Below are 18,799 nucleotides of genomic sequence, written 5' to 3' on the forward strand. Positions count from 1 at the left end.
GAGGGTACAGCGGCCGACTTACAGCTTCAAAGCGTCTTGCAACTGCCGTGCCGAGAAGCGCTGCCGCGCCGCGGGCCAGGCCTCGAGCAGCTCGACCATGCGCGCGTTGCGCGGCGCCTCCAGGCCGCAGGCCTCGGCCAGCCGCACGATCTCGCCGCTGAGCGCATCGATCTCGGTGCGCCGGCCGAGCGCGAGGTCGTCGGCCATGCTCGAGCGCGCCTTGGCGTCGATGCGCAGCATGCGCGCGGCGACGATGCGGAACAGCCAGTCGGGCAGCCGCAGCACGCCCGGCAGCCGGCGCGGCGGCACGGCCGTGACCTGGGCCGGCGCGATGCCGGCCTGGCGCAGCACGCGCAGGCCCTCGTCCATGAGCGCCGCGAAGCAGCGCCGGTAGCCGCGCTGCATCAGCTGCTCGCGCAGCGGCAGGCCCGACAGCGCATTGACCGGGTTGTTGAGGTTGATCAGCAGCTTGCCCCACTGGATCGGCCGCAGGTCGGCGTGCAGGTCGAGCGGCACGCCGGCGCGCTCGAACACCGGCAGCCAGGGCCGCAGCGCCTCGTCGTCGCGCGCCGCGAGCCGGCCCGGCGTGCCGCGATGGAAGGCACCGGGGCCGAGCTCGGCGACGTTGTAGGGCACCATCGCCGGCACCACGTTGAGCGTGGGACCGGCCTCGGACGCGACCGCCGCATTCGAGACCCCGTTCTGCAGCGAGACCACCAGCGTGCCCGCCGGCAGCGAGAAGGCCAGCTCGGCCGCGGCCTCGGCGGTGGCACCGCTCTTCACGGCAAGCAGCACCAGCGCGGGCTTGATGCCGCCGGGCACCCGGTCGACCAGGTGCAGGCCTTCGGCCGGCAGATGGTGCTTGCGGCCCTCGAGATCGGTCAGCGCCAGGCCCCGCGCGGCCAGTGCCTGCAGGACGCGCGGGCGACCGACGAAGGTGACCGGCACGCCGGCCGCCGCGAGGCTGCCGCCGACGAAGCAGCCGATGGTGCCCGCGCCCATCACGAGGACTTCGCCGGGCACCGTGTCGGTCATCGCGACGGTTTCCGCGGGATCAGAGGCGTTCGCTCACCCAGGCCTGCACCGACTGCAGCGCCGCGGGCAGCGCGGCGGCATCGGTGCCGCCGGCCATCGCCAGGTCGGGCTTGCCGCCGCCCTTGCCGCCCACCTGCTGGGCCACGAAGTTGACGAGCTCGCCGGCCTTGACCTTGCCCATCGCGTCGGCCGTGACGCCGGCCGCGAGCTGCACCTTGGCGCCGTCGACCGCGGCCAGCACGATGGCGGCGCTCTTGAGCTTGTCCTTGAGCTTGTCCATGGTGTCGCGCAGCGTCTTGGCATCGGCGCCGTCGAGCTTGGCGGCCAGCACCTTCACGCCCTTGACCTCGATGGCCTGCGCCAGCAGCTCGTCGCCCTTGGACGAGGCGAGCTTGCCCTTGAGCGAGCCGACTTCGCGCTCGAGCGCCTTGACCTGGTCGAGCACCTGGGCCAGCCGGCCCTGCAGCTCGGCGGCCGGTGCCTTGAGCGTGGCGGCCGCGCTGTGCACGGTGGATTCGAGGTCCTGCAGATAGGCCAGCGCATTGGCGCCGGTGATGGCTTCCACGCGGCGCACGCCGGCGGCCACGCCGCCTTCGCTCACGATCTTGAACAGGCCGATGTCGCCGGTGCGTGCCACGTGCGTGCCGCCGCAGAGCTCGCGGCTCGAGCCGATGTCGAGCACGCGCACGGTCTCGCCGTACTTCTCGCCGAACAGCATCATCGCGCCGGTCTTCTGGGCCGATTCCATGTCCATCACGCGCGCCTGCGTGGCGGCGTTGGCGAGGATCTCGGCATTCACGCGCTGCTCGATCTCGAGGATCTGCTCGCGCGTGACCGGTGCGTTGTGCGCGAAGTCGAAGCGCGTCTTGTCGGCATCGACCAGCGAGCCCTTCTGCTGCACGTGGCCGCCGAGCACCTCGCGCAGCGCCTTGTGCATCAGGTGGGTGACCGAGTGGTTGCGCATGGTGGCGGCGCGGCGCGCGCCGTCGACCGCGGCCTTGACGCTGTCGCCGACCTTGAGCGTGCCCTGGGTCTGCGTGCCGTGGTGGCCGTAGACGTCGGCCTTGATCTTGAGCGTGTCCTCGACGCCGAACTGCACGCCCTCGGCCGAGATGAAGCCCTGGTCGCCGACCTGGCCGCCGCTCTCGGCGTAGAACGGGGTGGTGTCGAGCACCACGATGCCGCTCTGGCCTTCCTTGAGTTCCTGCACGGCCGAGCCTTCGAGGTACAGCGCCAGCACCTTGGCCGCTTCCTCGAGGTGTTCGTAGCCGGTGAAGACGTTGCCCGCGCCGCTGTACTCGACCGCGCGCTCCATCTTGAACTTGCCGCCCGCGCGGCCGGCTTCCTTCTGGCGCCGCATCGCGTCGTTGAAGCCGGCCTCGTCGACCTGCACGTCGCGCTCGCGGCAGACGTCCTGCGTCAGGTCGAGCGGGAAGCCGTAGGTGTCGTGCAGCTTGAAGGCCACGTCGCCCGGCAGGGTCTTCACGCCGCCGGCCAGCGCCGCGTCGAGGATTTCCATGCCGATCGCCAGCGTCTCGAAGAAGCGCTCTTCCTCGGCCTTGAGCGTGTCGGTGATCTGCTTCTCGTCGGCCACCAGCTTCGGATAGGCCTCGCCCATCAGGCGCGCCAGGTCGGGCACCAGCTTGTGGAAGAAGGGCTTCTTCTGCCCCAGCTTGTAGCCATGGCGGATCGCGCGGCGGATGATCCGCCGCTGCACGTAGCCGCGGCCTTCGTTCGAGGGGATCACGCCGTCGGCCACCAGGAAGGCGGTGGCGCGGATGTGGTCGGCGATCACCTTGAGCGAGTTGTTCGCGAGGTCCTTCTCGCCTGTCTCGCGCGCGGCGGCCTTGATCAGCGCGTCGAAGATGTCGATCTCGTAGTTGCTGTGCACGTGCTGCAGGATCGCCGCCAGGCGTTCCAGGCCCATGCCGGTGTCGACGCAGGGCGCGGGCAGCTTGACGACGCTGCCGTCGTCCTGCATGTCGAACTGCATGAACACGTGGTTCCAGATCTCGATGAAGCGGTCGCCGTCTTCCTCCGGGCTGCCCGGGGGGCCGCCGGGGATGTGCGGGCCGTGGTCGTAGAAGATCTCGGAGCACGGGCCGCAGGGGCCGGTGTCGGCCATCATCCAGAAGTTGTCGGACTTGTACTTGCCGCCCTTGTTGTCGCCGATGCGGATCACGCGCTCGGGCGGCAGGCCGATCTCCTTGGTCCAGATGTCGAAGGCCTCGTCGTCCTCGTGGTAGACCGTGGCCAGCAGGCGCTCGGGCGGCAGCTTGAAGACCTGCGTGAGCAGCTCCCAGCCCCAGTGCAGCGATTCGCGCTTGAAGTAGTCGCCGAAGCTCCAGTTGCCCAGCATCTCGAAGAAGGTGTGGTGGCGCGCGGTGTAGCCCACGTTCTCGAGGTCGTTGTGCTTGCCGCCGGCGCGCAGGCAGGCCTGGACCGAGGCGGCGCGCACGTAGGGGCGCTTGTCTTCGCCGAGGAACACGTCCTTGAACTGCACCATGCCCGAGTTGGTGAACATCAGCGTCGGGTCGTTGCCCGGCACCAGCGGGCTCGAGGCCACCACCGTGTGGCCCTTGGAGGCGAAGAAATCGAGAAAGGTCTTGCGGATGTCCGCGACAGTGAATGTGGGCTGGCTCATCTTTGGATTCGTCTTCTGTCGAGGGCGGCGCGGCGATGGCGACCCTCATGTCGAACCCACTGCGGCGAACCGGCCTAACTGCTTGATTTGCTTGAACAATCGATTATAGGTTTGGCGCCCGCCGGGCGGCCCGGCCGGATGCAATCCCCCGCTGCACGCTCCCTGGCGCGGGGCTAATATGTGCCCTGACGCGAACCCGGGGACCGACGAGAACCAAAACCGGCCGGCCCCCTCCTATTCATCTGGACATGAATCAAGGAACACGCATGGCAAGCCACGAGGCGGAAGCGCACTGGACGATCGAAGACCTCGACTTCTCGCGCATCGCGCTCGACAGGGTGCGCAGCGACGAGAACCTCTTCTACCTGGTGGCCGCCGCCTCCTTCATCGAAAGCGGTTCCGACCTCTACACCCACAACCTGGTCGATTTCTTTCGTGGCGATGAGGAAGTCACCGCCTGGCTCAGCACCCAGTGGGAGCAGGAGGAACTGCAGCACGGCAAGGCGCTGCGCGCCTACGTCGAGTACGTCTGGCCCGAGTTTCCCTGGGAGCAGGCCTACCGCGGCTTCCTCGAGGAGTACGCCACCTACTGCAAGGTCGAGCTGCTGGCGCCCACGCGCGGCCTCGAGATGAGCGCGCGCTGCGTGGTCGAGACCGGCACCGCCACCTACTACAAGGCCATGGCGCGCAGCACCGACGAGCCCGTGCTGCACGACCTCGCGACCCGCATCGCGACCGACGAGGTCAACCACTACAAGCACTTCTATCGCTTCTTCCGCCGCTACCGCGAGCAGGAAGGGCTGGGCCGCTTCCGCGTGCTCGGCACCATCGGCCGGCGCACGCTGGAACTCAAGAGCGAGGACGCCGACTGCGCGATCCGCCACGTGGTGCGCGCGCGCTCGCCCGAGCGCGCCGACGATGCCGCCTACGTGCGCGGCCTCGGCGCCACCATGAACCGCACCATCCGCACCCACCTGAGCCCGGGCGCCACGCTCAAGATGCTGATGCGTCCGCTCGAGCTGCCGGCGCGCGTGCAGACGGTGGTGCAGTACCCGATCCAGCAGTTCATGCAGCACGTGTTCCTGCGCTGAGGCGCGGTGCATGCGGGCCCGCGCGGCCATCCATTCACGACAGCGAATAAGGGACAACGAGCATGCCGCCATCGGCATGAAATTGACGCGCGTCAAGAGTTTTTGAGGCGAACGCTCCGACAGTGGAAACCGTTTCGGAAGCCCTCCATGCGAAGGCTCCGAGCACCTTCCATAACTACAGACTCGCCCAGAGACAAAGGACAGGTTCGTCATGACCACTCCCTCGCCCATCGCCGTGGAGAGCAGCAGCGCGCCGCGCGCCGCCTCGGCTTCCTCCACCACCCGCAAACCCTCGACGCGCTGGATCCAGCTCTCGCTGGGCATCGTCTGCATGGCGATGATCGCCAACGTCCAGTACGGCTGGACCCTGTTCGTCGCACCGATGGAGGCCAAGCACCACTGGGGGCTGGCCGCGATCCAGATCGCGTTCTCGGTCTTCGTCGTGGTCGAGACCTGGCTGGTGCCGATCGAAGGCTGGCTGGTCGACCGCTTCGGCCCGCGGCCGGTGATCGCCGGCGGCGCGATCCTCGCGGCCTGCGGCTGGATCATCAACGCCTACGCCGACAGCCTGCCGGTGCTCTACGCCGCGGCCGTGATCTCGGGCATCGGCGCCGGCTGCGTCTACGGCACCTGCGTGGGCAACGCGCTCAAGTGGTTCCCCGACCGCCGCGGCCTGGCCGCGGGCCTCACGGCCGCGGGCTTCGGCGCCGGCGCGGCGATCACCGTGATCCCGATCGCCAACATGATCCAGACCTCGGGCTACGAGCACACCTTCCTGTACTTCGGCATCCTGCAGGGCGCCTGCATCTTCGTGATGTCGATGTTCATGGTGAAGCCCTTCGTACCCAGCGGCGTGATCGCGCAGACCCGCCTGGTGATGACCAAGGTCGACTACACGCCGGCCGCGATGGTCAAGACCCCGGTCTTCTGGCTCACCTACCTGCTGTTCGTGCTGGTGGCCGCGGGCGGCCTGATGGCCACGGCCGAGATCGGCCCGATCGCCAAGGACTACCACATCGACAAGATGCCGATGCACTTCCTCGGCCTGTCGATGCCCCTGCTGACCATGACGCTGGCCATCGACAACCTGGCCAACGGCTTCACGCGGCCGCTGTGCGGCTTCGTGTCGGACAAGATCGGCCGCGAGAACACCATGCTGATCGTCTTCATCGGCGAGGGCCTGGCCCTGCTGGGCCTGCGCCAGTACGGCCACGAGCCGGTGGCCTTCATGACCTTCGCGGCGCTGGTGTTCCTGTTCTGGGGCGAGATCTACTCGATCTTCCCGGCGCTGGTGGCCGACACCTTCGGCATCAAGAACGCCGCCGGCAACGCCGGCACCATGTACACGGCCAAGGGCACCGCCTCGCTGTTCGTGCCGCTGGGCACCGTGCTGGCCGCGGGCGGCAACTGGGACCGCGTGTTCCTGCTGGTCGCGGTGGTGTCGATCGCCTCGGGCATCGCGGCCAAGCTGGTACTGGCGCCGCTGCGCCGGCGCACCATCGAGGCCGCGAACGCGGCGGCGGCCGCGCGCAACTGAAGACGTTTCCGCCCCAAAGAAAAACGGCCGCATCAGCGGCCGTTTTGTCGTCTGCGGGCAGTGTCAGCTCGCCGAGGTCGCACCGGCACGCCGGCCGGCATCGAGCGAGTAGAGCTGAGGTTGCGGGCGCTCCTCGGACACCTTGGGCGCATCCGCGCCGCTGGAGGGCTGCGGCCTGTAGAGCTCGCTCTCGAGGCGCCGCACCCGCTCGGCGTACATGCGCGCCAGCGCGCTGTGGTGCTCGGCCGCGGCCTGGTGCTCGATGCGCGCCATCTGCGCCTCCTCGAGCAGCGTGGCTGCGCGCTTCAGGTAGGCGGTCGGGCTCGAACGAAGGAAGTCGAACATCATGGGAAGCTCCTTTCGGATGTGATGCGATGGAGCCATCCTTGGCCGCCGGGCGGCGGCGGTCTGTAGTCTCATGCGCCACGCGGGCGTAGACACGAGGGAATCGTTCACGGAATCGTGCCCGGCATGAGGGCAGGGAAAGTACCGACGTTAAACTTTTGTTTTCATCGGAAACTTCGCTCGAATCCTCCCTCCCCCTGAGCTACATGCTCACCTCACCCGCTTCGGCGGGTGTTTTTTTGGCCTCAGATCCGCTGTTGCCATTTCGCCAGGAAGGCGGCGACGGCCGCGCCGACCAGCAGCCCGATCGCGTCCGCCAGCAGGTCCTCGAACTCCGCCGAGCGATCGGGCGTGAACGACTGCAGCACCTCGATCAATCCGCCATAGGCCAGCAGCGCCGGCAACACGAGACGCAGTCGCCCGGGCCATGACCAGCAGCCCAGGCCGCCGAGCGTCGCGAAGGCCAGCAGGTGGTTGGACTTGTCCCAACCGGTGGTCGGCATCGGCACGTTCTGGGGCAGCAGGCTCAGCACGAGCACCGCGAGCATCGTGAGGGCCAGCAGCCAGCGCCACTTGCGCGGGCCGGCGAGGGCCGCATGCGAAAAGATCTCCGGTCGGCTCACGCCATCTCCTGTAGCAAAGCCCTCGATTGTGCCGCGCACGACAGCCGCGGCTTGCCCTCGCGCGCGGCGTCCCCGCAGAATCGCGCGTGCCCGCATCCGGGCGCATTCGCCACAAGAAGAACACGAGGAGACAACCGATGCTGAAACGGCTTCTGGCCCTGGCCATGCTTGCCACCGCGCTCGTGGGCTGCACCACCGCGCCCCCCGTTCCACCCGATGCCGGCAAGCTGCCCAGGGGCGCGAAGGTCGGCCTGCTCGTCAACATGCCGGCGCCCGCGCAGCACATGCACGTGGGCACCACCGTCTTCACCAACTTCGCGACGAGCCACCAGTTTCCGTGGAACCCCACGTCGCGGACCTACGACATCTTCACGGCCGACCTCGAGCGAGCCGGCTTCCAGGTCGTGCGGCTCACGAACTACGCCACCACCAGCGTCAATGCGCTCGCCGTCTCGCAGAACGACGGCTGGCGCGCCAATCCGGCCCAGGCCTGGGCAACGCAGAAACTCAAGGAACAGCAGATCGCGGCGGTCGTCGTCGTCGAGGGCAAGCGCACCCTGACGCGCATGGAGTGCAGCGGTGGCCCCTGCGCCGAAAGCCACATGGCCAATTCGGGACTCTTCACGCGCAGCATGCTCGGTTCGACGCGCTATTTCGCCGTGCCCGCGATGGAGGCCAAGGTCTTCGCCGTCGCCCCGCCGATCGAGCTCTCGGCCTACGAGCCGCTGAAGACGTTGCAGGCGGGACGCGTACGACAGCTCAAGGACTTCGCGGAACCGAAGGATTTCAACCTGTTGAGCAAGGCCGAGTTCCAGCCGGTGGTGATGGCGATCGATGCCCACATCGCAGCGATTTCGCGTGCGACGGTGCAGACGCTGGTCAACGGGGCGAAGTAGCAAGACCCCATGCACGTCCAACCGCTGTTCGCCATGACCGAGCGCCACGAGTTGCACCGGCTCATGCGCGACTACCCGCTCGCCACCGTCGTCGTCGCCCGCTCGGGGAAGATGGACGCGAACCTGCTGCCCCTGCACCTCTCGGACCGCGGCGCGCATGGCCTGCTGTCGGGCCACGTGGCGCGAAGCCATTCGCTGTGGACGCAGGACCCGGGAGAGACCGAGGTCACCGCCGTCTTCCAGAGCCCCAACGCCTACATTTCCCCGCGCTGGTACGTCAACGGACAGCGCAGCGGCCGCAATGCGCCGAGCTGGAACTACGTGGCGGTGCAGGCACAAGGGCGGCTGCGATTCATCGACGACGCCGACTGGATGCGCGCCCACCTTGCAGCGTTGACCGCGGCGCAGGAGGCGGGACGGCCGCAGCCCTGGTCGGTGGAGGACGCATCGCCCGAATTCCTCGGCGAGACGGCACGGCGGCTCGTGGGCTTCGAGATCGAGATCCAGGCCTTGACCGGCAAGCGATTTCTTTCCCAGCAGCGCACCGATGCGGATCGGGAGAGTCTGGTGCGGAACCTGGAGCAGGATGCATCGCCAGCCGCTCGAGCGGTTGCCGGACTCCTGCGGCCATAGCGGGATCTTCAATCGGCTATGGCACCATCGGCAGACCAGGGAGCCACAAGAAAAACAGTCACGATTTCGACGGTCAGAGGCACGGAGCCGCCGAGATCGAGGCGAGCGAAGACGCACCGCAAGTCTTCCTCTCGATTCAATCATTCACCGCGATGAACGCCACAACGAAGCAAATCACGATTCGCCAGAACACCTACGACGTGGTGACCGATCTCGACTATGGCGCCCGGATCGGCAGCCGCTTCGAACCCCAGACGGTCGCGATCATGGAGGCACTGATCGACCCCGATTCACGCGTCATCGACATCGGCGCGAACATCGGCATCACCAGCCTGGCCCTGGCGCAGATGTGCCCCGCCGGGCGCATCGCCGCGGTGGAGCCGGTCCCCGCGACCTACGAGTTGCTGGCCGCGAACGTCCGGCTCGCGGCGCTCGGCCATGTCTCCACGCACAACTTCGCCCTCGGCAAGGAGCCGGGCGAGGTCGTGATGCAGGGCAACCCGAACGACCTGTCGGGCTTCTTCGTCTCGGACGATCACTACGTCGTCAAGGCCGACCACCACAGCGAGGCCAAGGCACAGGTCCTGCGCCTCGACGATGCCCTGCCGCAGCTCGGCCTCGACCGCATCGACATGCTCAAGATCGATGTCGAGGGCTTCGAACTCGACGTGCTCGAGGGTGCCAGCGAGGCACTCGCCAGGTTTCGTCCGCGCGTGTTCATGGAAATGAACCATGTCGCGCTGAATCTCTGGCGCGGCATCGCCCTGCCAGAGTTCCGCAAGAGGCTGCTGAAGATTTTTCCTTTTGCCTACGCGATCGGCCCCGATCTGATCGCCGACCTGTCGGACGACTCGCAAAGCACCAAGGCCTTCTACGCCCACGTCTACGAGAGCCACAAGTTCACGGACCTCGTGTGCGGCTTCGACAAGGCGGACCTCGCACAGCGGCTCGCGCTCATCCCCGCCATTGCCCAGAAGAACGATCGCATCTTTGCCGAGCAGGATGCCCGGTCCGAAGCGCAATTCGAGCGACTCCACAAGCGATTGGGGGAGGCGGAACAGGCGCGGGACGCGGCGCTGGCCGAATGCCATCGACTGACGGAGGAGCGCAACAAGGTCTTGGCGGACCGCGACAAGGCCGCGGCCGAACGGGACGCCCTGCGTTCGGAGATCCATGGAATGGTCTCCTCCAAGAGCTGGAAGCTGACCTCGCCGCTTCGCAATTTCCGACGCACGCTGGGGCTCTGAGTCGATCCGCTAGAATCCGCCCCCACGCGGGTGTAGTTCAATGGTAGAACGGCAGCTTCCCAAGCTTCATACGAGGGTTCGATTCCCTTCACCCGCTCCACACCCCTGACCCCGGGCCGCGCAACGCGGCCCGTCGTGCTTCTGGCAAGCACTCTTGCGCCCGCTCTCCTCCCCGCCCGACACTGGCGGCCAGCCGCCATACGAGCGGCACGGCACGAAGAGATGGAGACGAATCCCGCATGGAAAACTCGCCCACGCCCGAGCGCATGAGCCTGCCCGCGATGGAACCGCTGTCGCTCGGGCTGCGCGGACTGGTCCGCGAACTGCGCCGCGACAGCCCGAACCTCTCGACGCGCATGCTCGACACGCTGCGCGGCAGCATTCCCGAATACGGCGCGCTCGGCCAGGCGCTCGCGCACGACGTCTACCGCGTCGGCCTGCGCAACGCGGAACTCTGGTACGACGCGCTGCTGATCCGCGACAAGCCGCACGACGACGACCTGCAATGGATCGGCCGCTTCAGCCAGCGCCGCCACGCACAGGCGCTCTCGCTGTCGGCGCTGCTGCAGGCCTATCGCACGGGCACGCGCGTCTACATGGACGCGCTGCTCGCGCACGTGCGGCCGCATCCCGCGCTGTGCGACGAGGTGCTGTTCCGCGTCTCGCCCTTCCTGCTGTACTACAGCGACCTGCTGAGCCGCACGGTGAGCGATGCCTACCTGGCCGAGCACACGCGCGAGATGCGCTGGAAGGCGCAGATGCAGGCCCGGCTGGCGGCGGCGGTGTTCGATCCGACCTGGGTCGGCGCCTTCGACGACGCGGCGCAGGCGCTGGGCATCCAGGCCGACCAGCCGCACGTGGCGCTGGCGCTGCGGCCGATGCCGCTCGAACCGACCACGCCCGAGGCCGGCGAGCGGGTGCTGGAGGCGGTGGCGGCGGCGGTGCGCGAAGACCTGGGGCCGGTCGCGCTGGCGCTGCATCGCGGCCACTGGGTGGCCTGGCTGCCGGCGCCGGCCGGCGAAGCGGCCGATGCGCGCGAGCGCCGGCTGCTCGCGAGCATCGAGCAGGCGATGCGGCTGCGCCCGAGCATCGAGGCGGCGGGCCTGGGGCTGCCGTCGCAGGGCGCCGCGGGCTGGCGCGGCAGTGCCGAGCAGGCGCTGGCCGCGATCGAGATGGGGCAGCGCCTGCGCCGCGACGACGCCAGCTTCTGCTATTCCGAATTCGCGCTCGACACGCTGATGCGCCAGTCCTCCGAGGTCTCGGCGCTGTGCAACGAGATGATCGCGGCCCTCGCGGCCGAGCCGCCGCTGCTCGAGACGCTCGAAAGCTACTTCGACCACCGGCAGAACCACAAGGCGACCGCGGCCGCGCTTGGCATCCACCGCAACACGCTGCTGCACCGGCTCGCGCACATCGAGTCGCTGCTCGGCGCGCGGCTGGACGACATGGCCTGGCTCTCGCGGATGTACCTCGCGCTGCGCCAGCGCCGCCTGGGCCGCGGCGCCAATCCGTCGCTGCACTGACCGCGGCCGCCTTGTGCAGATGCACAGCCCGGCAGGGCACCTTGCCAATGGCGCGCGCGGCAACGCCTCCGTAGAGTGCGCGAGCCGCATCCCAACAACACGACGGAGACGAACACCCATGCCGATGCCCGACCGCGCGCAGGCCCCTGCGCGCCCACCCTTCCCCCACCCGACCCGCTGGCGCACACTGGCCGGCACCGCGCTGCTGGCCGCCGCGGCGGTGCTCGCCGGCTGCGGCGGCGGCAGCGGCGGATCGGGCCTCGGCTTCGCCGGCCTGCCGCCCGCCTCGGGACCGGGCACCGGCAATCCGCCGTCCGATCCGCCAATGCTCGCGAGCATCGATGCCCAGTTGCCCGCCGGCACGGCGGACACGGCACAGCGCTGCGACTTCCTCGATCCCGCGCACTGCATGCTGCCGTTTCCCAACGACTACTACACGGTGGCCGACGCCAGCACCGACACCGGCCGCCGGCTGAACCTGCAGACGGCCTCGATGCCGCGCAGCGAGGTGGTGCGCAACAAGCCGATCGACACCACCGAATGGAACCGCAACGACGGCTTCTCGCCGGGCGCGATGATCGTGACGCGCGTGCCGGGCGTGGACCTCGCGCGCACCGGCGCGCCGAGCATCGGCGATCTCTCGGCTTCGCTCAAGGTCGACGCGCCCGTGGTGCTGATCGATGCCGATACGCTCGAGCGCAAGCTGATCTGGGTCGAGCTCGACAAGAACAACGTCAGCGCGCCCGACCGCCAGAGCCTCAATATCCGCGTGGCGAAGAACCTCGAATGGGGCCATCGCTACATCGTGGCGATGCGCAACATGAAGGATGCCGCCGGCAAGACCATCGAGGCCGGGCCCGCGTTCCGCATCTACCGCGACCGCCACGAGAGCGCGCTGGGCTTCGTGAACGACCGCCGAGCGCACATGGAGAGCATTCTCTCGACGCTGCAGCGCGCGGGCGTGGCGCGCGAGCCGCTCTACCTGGCCTGGGACTTCACGGTGGGTTCGCAGCGCAGCATCACGGGCCGCATGCTCGCGATCCGCGATGCCGGCTTCGCGGCACTCACGGACGGCACGCCCGGCTTCAAGGTGACGACGGTGCAGGACCTGACGCCCGCGCAGGACGCGCGCATCGCGCGCCACATCGAGGGCACCCTCACGGTGCCGAGCTTCGTCGCGGCTCCCACGACCGGCACGGCCGACATCACGCCGGTGATCGCCGCCGTGGCGCCCTACCTCGGCGGCGGCGCGCTGTCGGTGCCGGCCGTCAAGGCGGCCTTCGACACGCTGGGTGACCGGCCGCTGCCGCTGGAGAGCTTCCGCTACGCCTCGGCCTCGCCCGGCGTCTACGACACCCCCGTGTGGGACGGCCGCTCGACGCTCACCGTGCCCTTCATCTGCAACATCCCGCGCGCGGCGCTCAACCCCGACGGCAGCATCAACCCCGCGCGCATCTCGCTGTACGGCCACGGCCTGTTCGGCAAGCCGACCGAGGTCAACGCCAGCAACGTGAAGGACATGAGCAACGAGCACAACTTCGTGTTCTGCGCGACCAACTGGTACGGCTTCTCGCAGACCGAGATCGTGCCGTCGGTGTTCGGCTTCTTCGACCTGTCGAACGCGCGCGTGCCCTTCGACACCACGCAGCAGGGCGTGCTCAACATGCTGATGCTGGGCCGCGCGATGCAAAGCGCCAAGGGTTTCGGCAGCAACGCGGCCTTCCAGATGGGCACCACGCCGCGCAGCGTGCTCGACACCAGCGAGCTGTTCTACGACGGCAACAGCCAGGGCGGCATCCTCGGCGGCATGCTGATGAGCGTGGCGCAGGACATCCACCGCGGCGTGCTCGGCGTGCCCGGCATGAACTACTCGCTGCTGCTCGAGCGCAGCGCGGACTTCCCCGAGTTCGCGACCATGGTCTACGCGGCCTACCCCGACAGCCTCGACCAGCAGTTCATCTTCTCGCTGTGGCAGACGCTGTGGGACCGCGCCGAGGCCAGCGGCTATGCGCAGGCGATGACCGACAAGCCCCTGCCCGGCACGCCGGCGCACAAGGTGCTGATGCACGTGGCCTTCGGCGACCACCAGGTCACGATGTGGTCGGCCGAGGTCGAGGCGCGCACCATCGGCGCCAGGCTCTACTGCCCGGCCACGGCCAGCGGCCGTCATCCCGACGCGGTGCCCTACTTCCAGCTCTCGTGCATGGACCTGGGCGCCGGCGGCTACGACGGTTCCGCGATGGTGGTGTGGGACAGCGGCCCGGGCCGCCTGCCGCCCCCGCCGCAGGACAACCTCGCGCCCACGGCCGGCAGCGATCCGCACGAGGATCCGCGCGCCACGCCGGCCGCGCGGCAGCAGAAGTCGGAATTCCTGCGCAGCACCGGCAAGGTGGTCGACGTCTGCGGCGGCGCGCCCTGCCGCTCGGCGGCCTACGCGCCCTGAAGTCGTGAAGGGGACGCGGCGCGCTCAGGCCGCCGCGCCCTCGCGGTACGCGCCCGCCGGTTTCGCAGGCCTCGCCTCGCGCGCGAAGCTGCGCTCCATCGCTTCGCCGCCTTCGCGGTAGTCGCCCGGCGTACCGCCGGTCCAGCGCCGGAACGCGCGGTGGAAGGCGGCCACGCTCGAGAAGCCGAGGTCCGAGGCGATGGCGATCAGCGGCTCGGAACCGCGCGTGAGCCGCTCGATGGCGACGTCGCGGCGCAGCGCGTCCTTGATGTCCTGGAAGGTCGCGCCCTCGGCCTGCAGGTGCCGTACGAGCGTGCGCGCCGACAGGCCGAAGGCACCCGCCACATGGGCGATGTCGCAGTCCTCGCCGAGCCGTGCCTGCAGCCAGCCGCGCACGCGATGCGCGGCGCTGTCGGCGCTCGGCGGCACGAACAGCCAGTCGAGCGGCGCGCGATGCAGCAGGTCGCGCAGCTCGAGGCCGGAGCGGCGGCGCACCGGCCGGTCGAGGTACTTCGGGTCGAAGACCATGGCCGTGACGGGCTGCCCGAAGCGCGCGGGGCCGGGGAACATGAAGAGGTAGTCGGCGGCATCGTCGGGCCGCGCGAAGCCGAAGTCGATGCGCTCGAGTTCGATGCGCGCGCCGATGATCCACGAGCACAGGCCGTGCACCAGCTTCATGTGCAGCTCCTGCACCAGGCGCGCGCTGCGGGCCTGGCGCGGATAGGCATCAATGCGGATCACGGCCTCGCGTTCGTCGCGGTGCAGGGTGAATACCGAGCCGTCGTCGAGCACGCGGTTGAATTGCATCCATCGCTTGATGGCGACCTGCAAGGTGGGCGCGTCGAGCATCAGGATGCTCAGCACCTTGAGCGTGCCGCAGCGCAGCGGCCGCGCATAGAGGCCGGGCATCTCGTCGTCCATGTGCAGCGCCACGCTGCGGAACAGCTCGGCGAACTGCTCCTCGGTGACGCGGCCGTGCCGCTGCGCGAGCAAGGTGGGCGAGATCGTGGCCAGGTGCAGCATGCCGTGCAAGGTGGGCGCATCGATCGGCAGTCCCTCGAGGAAATCCCTGACGTACGAGATCGGCAAGGTGGGCCGGCCCGCGAAGTTCAATGAAACGGATCTCGCTGCAGGAGGCATGTGCATGGCGCGATTGGCAAATGAAGTTGGCGCGATCGGAGAACACGGGATCGCATGCGCTGCATAGAGTGAAGCCGACGCCGTGCGGCGAGGGCTCGATCAGGCCGTGCGCGTCGACATCATCCGTCCCACGAAAGAAGAACACCATGAGACAAACGCTCGGTTCGACCCGAACCGCGCCGCCGCTTGCGCGGCCGGCACGCATCCTTTCCCTCGGTATCGCCTGCGCGGCGCTGCTGGCCGCCTGCGGCGGCGATGGCGGCGGCGGCGGGGGCTTCATCCCCGTCGTGCCGGCCTCGCCGCCGCCCGCGGCGCCGGCGGCGCTCGACCAGGCCTCGATCACGGTGCTGTCGTCCAAGCCGCAGTTCGTGAGCGGCGGCGATGCGCTGGTCGAGGTGAAGGCGCCCGCGGGCGCAACGGCCTCGGGGCTGGAACTCACGCTGAACGGCAAGCCGGTGACGGCCCAGTTCGCGCGCGATGCGAACGGCAACCTGCGCGGCATGGTCAAGGGCCTGGCCATGGGCGCGAACACGCTGGCGGTGAAGGCGAGCGCCGAGGGCCGCGCGTCCTCGAATGCCGAACTGGTGCTCACCAACCATCCCGACACCGGCCCGATCCTCGCGGGCGCGCTGCTCACGCCCTACGAATGCCGCACGGTCGAATCGAACATGGGCACGCCGCTCGATGCGAACTGCTCGGCGACGCGGCGCTTCGATTACTTCTACCGCACGCCTGCCGGCAGCTTCAAGCCGCTGGCCGATCCGCTCGCGCGCCCGTCCGACCTGGCGCAGACCACGACCATCGAGGGCAAGACGGTGCCCTACATCGTGCGCGTGGACTCGGGCACGGTGGGCCGCACGATCTACCGCATCGCGCTGCTCGACGACCCCACGGCCGAGACCGTGGTGCCCACCGGCTACAAGCCCGCCGCGGGCTGGAACGGCCGGCTGGTGGTGAGCTTCGGCGGCGGCGCGGGCACGCAGTACAACCAGGGCGTGAACCAGGCCACCGACGCGCTGAGCGACCTGCACCTGTCGCGCGGCTTCGCCTACATGATCTCGACCGAGCTGGTGAACGGCCAGCGCGGCAACGCGGTGCTGCAGGGCGAGACGCTGATGATGCTGAAGGAGCGCTTCATCGAGACCTACGGCGTGCCGCGCTGGACCGCCGGCTCGGGCGGTTCGGGCGGCGCGATCCAGCAGCTGGTGATCACGCAGATCTACCCGGGCCTGCTCGACGGCCTGCAGCCCTCGCTGACCTTCCCCGACGGCAGCCTGCACGTGGCCGACTGCCGCCTGCTGGAGAACGTCTACAAGGCCGACACCGCGACCTGGACCAATGCCAAGCGCACGGCGGTCGACGGCTTCACCAACGGCACCTGCCGCGCCTGGGACCTGAGCTTCGTCAACACCATCGTCGCGACCAACGCGGCCGGCTGCGCGCTCAAGGACGTCTCGAAGGTCTACGACCCGATCAACAACCCGACCGGCGCGCGCTGCACCACCTCCGACATGCGCACCAACATCATGGGCCGCGACCCGATCACCGGCTTCGCGCGCAGCCCGCTCGACAACGTCGGCGTGCAGTACGGGCTCGAGGCCTTCAACAAGGGCGCGATCAGTGCCGAGGAGTTCGTGACGCTCAACGAGAAGGTCGGCGGCTACGACAAGGACGGCAAGCCGGTACCGCAGCGCACCGTGGGCGACGCGCTCGCGCTCGAGCGCGCCTATGCGAGCGGCCTGGTCAACTCGGGCGGCGGCGGCCTGGCCTTCGTGCCGATCCTGCATTCGCGCACCTACAACGACGCCTCGGGCGACATCCATTCGCACGAGCGCGACCTGGTGGTGCGCGCGCGGCTGCAGCGCGCCAACGGCCGCGTCGACAACCAGGTCATCTGGGTCGGCCCGCGCACCGGCTATCCGCTGGCCGCGCTGTCGCTCGACGTGATGACGCAATGGCTCGACGGCCTCGCCGCCGACCCGGCACCGCTGACCACCGACAAGGTGGTGGCGCACAAGCCCCGGGCCGCGGTGGATGCCTGCTTCGACGGCAGCGGCACCAAGTACGAGGAATCGCCTGCCTATGGCGCCACCGGCACCTGCGCCACGATGTACCCGCTGCATGGCGAGCCGCGCCAGCAGGCCGGCGCGCCGCTGACGAACGACATCAACAAGTGCCAGCTGAAGCCGGTGCTGGCGTCGGACTACGCCCAGGCTCTCACGCCCACCCAGCTCGCCCGGCTGCGGACCGTGTTCTCCAGCGGCGTGTGCGACTGGACCAGGCCGGGTGTCGGGCAGGTGCCGCTGAAGGGCACCTACCAGAGCTACGCGGTCGCGCCGGGCTGATCGGGCAGCCGCGGCGAGGCGGCGCGCAGCACGTGCTCCGACAGCAGCCGCGCGGCCTGCTGCAGCCGCTCGAACTGCGCCTCGCTGAGGCTCTGGCGCACCAGGTCGAAGTGGCACAGCGTGCCGGCCAGCCGGCCGTCGCCATGGGTCAGCGGCACGCCGTGGTAGGCGATCACCATGCCCTGGTAGGGGCTGCCGTCAAGCAGCCGCTCCTCGCGCGAATCCTCGGTGCACAGGCGACCGTCGCGCAGCACGAACTGGCAGAAGCTGCTGCCCAGCGGCACCACGGCGAGCTGCTCGGGGCGCGCCTCGCCGAGCTTGTCGACCATGTAGAGGTTGCGCAGCAGGTCGCCGTCGAGCACGAAGACCGCGGTGTAGCGGTGCGGCACGCCCGCGTTGAGGTGGCGCAGCGCCTCCTGCACGCCGTGTTTCCGCAGCACCTCGCCCAGGTTCTCGGAAAAGGCTGCCGCGGCGTCTGGCGTGAAATTCATCGCCGAACTGTAGCAAAAAGAATTCATTTCCAGCACCCGCCAAGGCGCCGGGCGCGGCCGGAAGCGCTTCAGGCGCGGCGTGCCGAGGCCGCGTCCTCGGCCAGCGCGGGACCGTCGTAGGACACGCGGTAGTTGCCAAGGCCCGTGAGGTCGAGCACGGTGAGCCCGCGCTTCTCGAGCCGGATCAGCCCCAGCGCCTGCAGCCGCTGCAGCGCGACGTTCACGCGCTGGCGCGAGACGTTGGCCAGCAGGCCGATCTCGGTCTGCCCCACCTGCAGGTGGCGCGGCGCATCGGGATAGAGCTCGGGATTGAACAGGCTCGCAAGGCAGTTGGCCACGCGCGCGTCGGTGTCGAGCAGGCGCTCGTGCGCGAGCGCGCCGATGAACAGGCTCAGCCGCGCGTTGAGCAGCTCCTGCAGGTAGTGGTTGAAGGGCACGCTGGTCTCGCGCAGCCAGTCGAAGGTGCGGCGCGGCATCAGCGCCACGCGCGTGGGCCGCAGCGCGAACACGTCGTAGCGGCGCGCCTCGTGCTTGAAGAGCGACCCTTCGCCGAACCACACGCCCGCCGACACGCCCGTGAGCGTCGACACGCGGCCGTCCTCGGAGGCCACCGACATCTTGGCGAAGCCGTCGATCAGCGCCATCCAGTGCTCGACCAGTTGGCCCGCGCCCGCGATGCAGGCACCGCGCGCGTACTGGCGCTCCTGCATGCCGCCCAGCACGCGCTCGAGATCGGAAGAAGAAAGACCGGCCGCCCACCGGGAGCGCCGCACCATGCCCTCGAGGCAGGCCGCGGGCTGCGGGGT

Annotated in this window: 15 protein-coding genes and 1 tRNA gene; 9 read left to right on the top strand and 7 right to left on the bottom strand. The window is 69.2% G+C overall.

Annotation, left to right across the window (positions count from 1 at the left end; all coding sequences use genetic code 11):
* Positions 1-18 precede the first annotated feature (18 nt).
* Positions 19-1,035 carry a 2-dehydropantoate 2-reductase gene (locus AC1HIL_RS23530; protein ID WP_479670126.1) on the bottom strand — a complete coding sequence of 339 codons (1,017 nt, stop codon included), beginning with the start codon at positions 1,033-1,035 and terminating at the stop codon, positions 19-21.
* Between the two features lie 19 nt (positions 1,036-1,054).
* Positions 1,055-3,679: an alanine--tRNA ligase gene (gene alaS / locus AC1HIL_RS23535; protein WP_479670127.1), complete on the bottom strand. Its 2,625-nt coding sequence runs from the start codon at positions 3,677-3,679 to the stop codon at positions 1,055-1,057.
* Positions 3,680-3,945: 266 nt separating this feature from the next.
* Here alaS and AC1HIL_RS23540 point away from each other — a divergent pair, with 266 nt between their 5' ends.
* Together AC1HIL_RS23540 and oxlT are read left to right on the top strand one after the other, a co-directional pair.
* Positions 3,946-4,770, top strand: a complete 825-nt coding sequence (locus AC1HIL_RS23540; RefSeq protein ID WP_057595715.1) for a ferritin-like domain-containing protein — start codon at positions 3,946-3,948, stop codon at positions 4,768-4,770.
* 211 nt (positions 4,771-4,981) lie between these two features.
* Complete coding sequence (gene oxlT / locus AC1HIL_RS23545; protein ID WP_296727389.1) at positions 4,982-6,307, top strand: oxalate/formate MFS antiporter; 1,326 nt, start codon at positions 4,982-4,984, stop codon at positions 6,305-6,307.
* A 63-nt stretch (positions 6,308-6,370) separates the two neighbouring features.
* Here oxlT and AC1HIL_RS23550 read toward each other — a convergent pair whose 3' ends face one another.
* The gene (locus tag AC1HIL_RS23550; protein WP_057595717.1) at positions 6,371-6,655 is read right to left on the bottom strand and encodes a hypothetical protein; all 285 of its coding nucleotides are present in this window, start codon (positions 6,653-6,655) and stop codon (positions 6,371-6,373) included.
* A gap of 242 nt (positions 6,656-6,897) precedes the next feature.
* A complete protein-coding gene (locus AC1HIL_RS23555; RefSeq protein ID WP_412179530.1) occupies positions 6,898-7,275 on the bottom strand; it encodes a VanZ family protein in 378 nt (125 codons plus the stop codon).
* Between the two features lie 137 nt (positions 7,276-7,412).
* Between AC1HIL_RS23555 and AC1HIL_RS23560 the strand changes: the two genes are divergently transcribed.
* The 6 genes from AC1HIL_RS23560 (at position 7,413) to AC1HIL_RS23585 (ending at position 14,017) form a co-directional block, all read left to right on the top strand.
* Positions 7,413-8,171, top strand: a complete 759-nt coding sequence (locus tag AC1HIL_RS23560) for a hypothetical protein (RefSeq protein WP_479670128.1) — start codon at positions 7,413-7,415, stop codon at positions 8,169-8,171.
* A 9-nt stretch (positions 8,172-8,180) separates the two neighbouring features.
* Entirely contained in the window at positions 8,181-8,804 is a 624-nt protein-coding gene (locus tag AC1HIL_RS23565; RefSeq protein WP_479670129.1) for an FMN-binding negative transcriptional regulator, read from the top strand.
* 152 nt (positions 8,805-8,956) lie between these two features.
* Positions 8,957-10,051 carry an FkbM family methyltransferase gene (locus AC1HIL_RS23570; RefSeq protein ID WP_057595720.1) on the top strand — a complete coding sequence of 365 codons (1,095 nt, stop codon included), beginning with the start codon at positions 8,957-8,959 and terminating at the stop codon, positions 10,049-10,051.
* Positions 10,052-10,077: 26 nt separating this feature from the next.
* A tRNA-Gly gene (locus AC1HIL_RS23575) sits at positions 10,078-10,151 on the top strand.
* 139 nt (positions 10,152-10,290) lie between these two features.
* Complete coding sequence (locus AC1HIL_RS23580) at positions 10,291-11,574, top strand: PucR family transcriptional regulator (protein WP_479670130.1); 1,284 nt, start codon at positions 10,291-10,293, stop codon at positions 11,572-11,574.
* Positions 11,575-11,692: 118 nt separating this feature from the next.
* Entirely contained in the window at positions 11,693-14,017 is a 2,325-nt protein-coding gene (locus AC1HIL_RS23585) for a hypothetical protein (RefSeq protein WP_479670131.1), read from the top strand.
* A 24-nt stretch (positions 14,018-14,041) separates the two neighbouring features.
* Here AC1HIL_RS23585 and AC1HIL_RS23590 read toward each other — a convergent pair whose 3' ends face one another.
* Positions 14,042-15,163, bottom strand: coding sequence for an AraC family transcriptional regulator (locus AC1HIL_RS23590; protein WP_082322006.1), 1,122 nt, complete (start codon positions 15,161-15,163; stop codon positions 14,042-14,044).
* A 140-nt stretch (positions 15,164-15,303) separates the two neighbouring features.
* On the opposite strand from AC1HIL_RS23590, the gene AC1HIL_RS23595 reads away from it, so the two are divergent.
* Complete coding sequence (locus AC1HIL_RS23595; RefSeq protein ID WP_479670132.1) at positions 15,304-17,502, top strand: DUF6351 family protein; 2,199 nt, start codon at positions 15,304-15,306, stop codon at positions 17,500-17,502.
* On the opposite strand, the gene AC1HIL_RS23600 is transcribed toward AC1HIL_RS23595, so the two are convergent.
* Together AC1HIL_RS23600 and AC1HIL_RS23605 are read right to left on the bottom strand one after the other, a co-directional pair.
* Positions 17,481-17,993 carry a guanylate cyclase gene (locus tag AC1HIL_RS23600; protein ID WP_479670133.1) on the bottom strand — a complete coding sequence of 171 codons (513 nt, stop codon included), beginning with the start codon at positions 17,991-17,993 and terminating at the stop codon, positions 17,481-17,483. The two genes, AC1HIL_RS23595 and AC1HIL_RS23600, sit on opposite strands and share 22 nt — an antisense overlap.
* A 68-nt stretch (positions 17,994-18,061) precedes the next feature.
* The gene (locus AC1HIL_RS23605) at positions 18,062-18,769 is read right to left on the bottom strand and encodes a Crp/Fnr family transcriptional regulator (protein ID WP_261206901.1); all 708 of its coding nucleotides are present in this window, start codon (positions 18,767-18,769) and stop codon (positions 18,062-18,064) included.
* Positions 18,770-18,799 lie beyond the last annotated feature (30 nt).

Source organism: Variovorax sp. ISS6, from assembly GCF_056523145.1.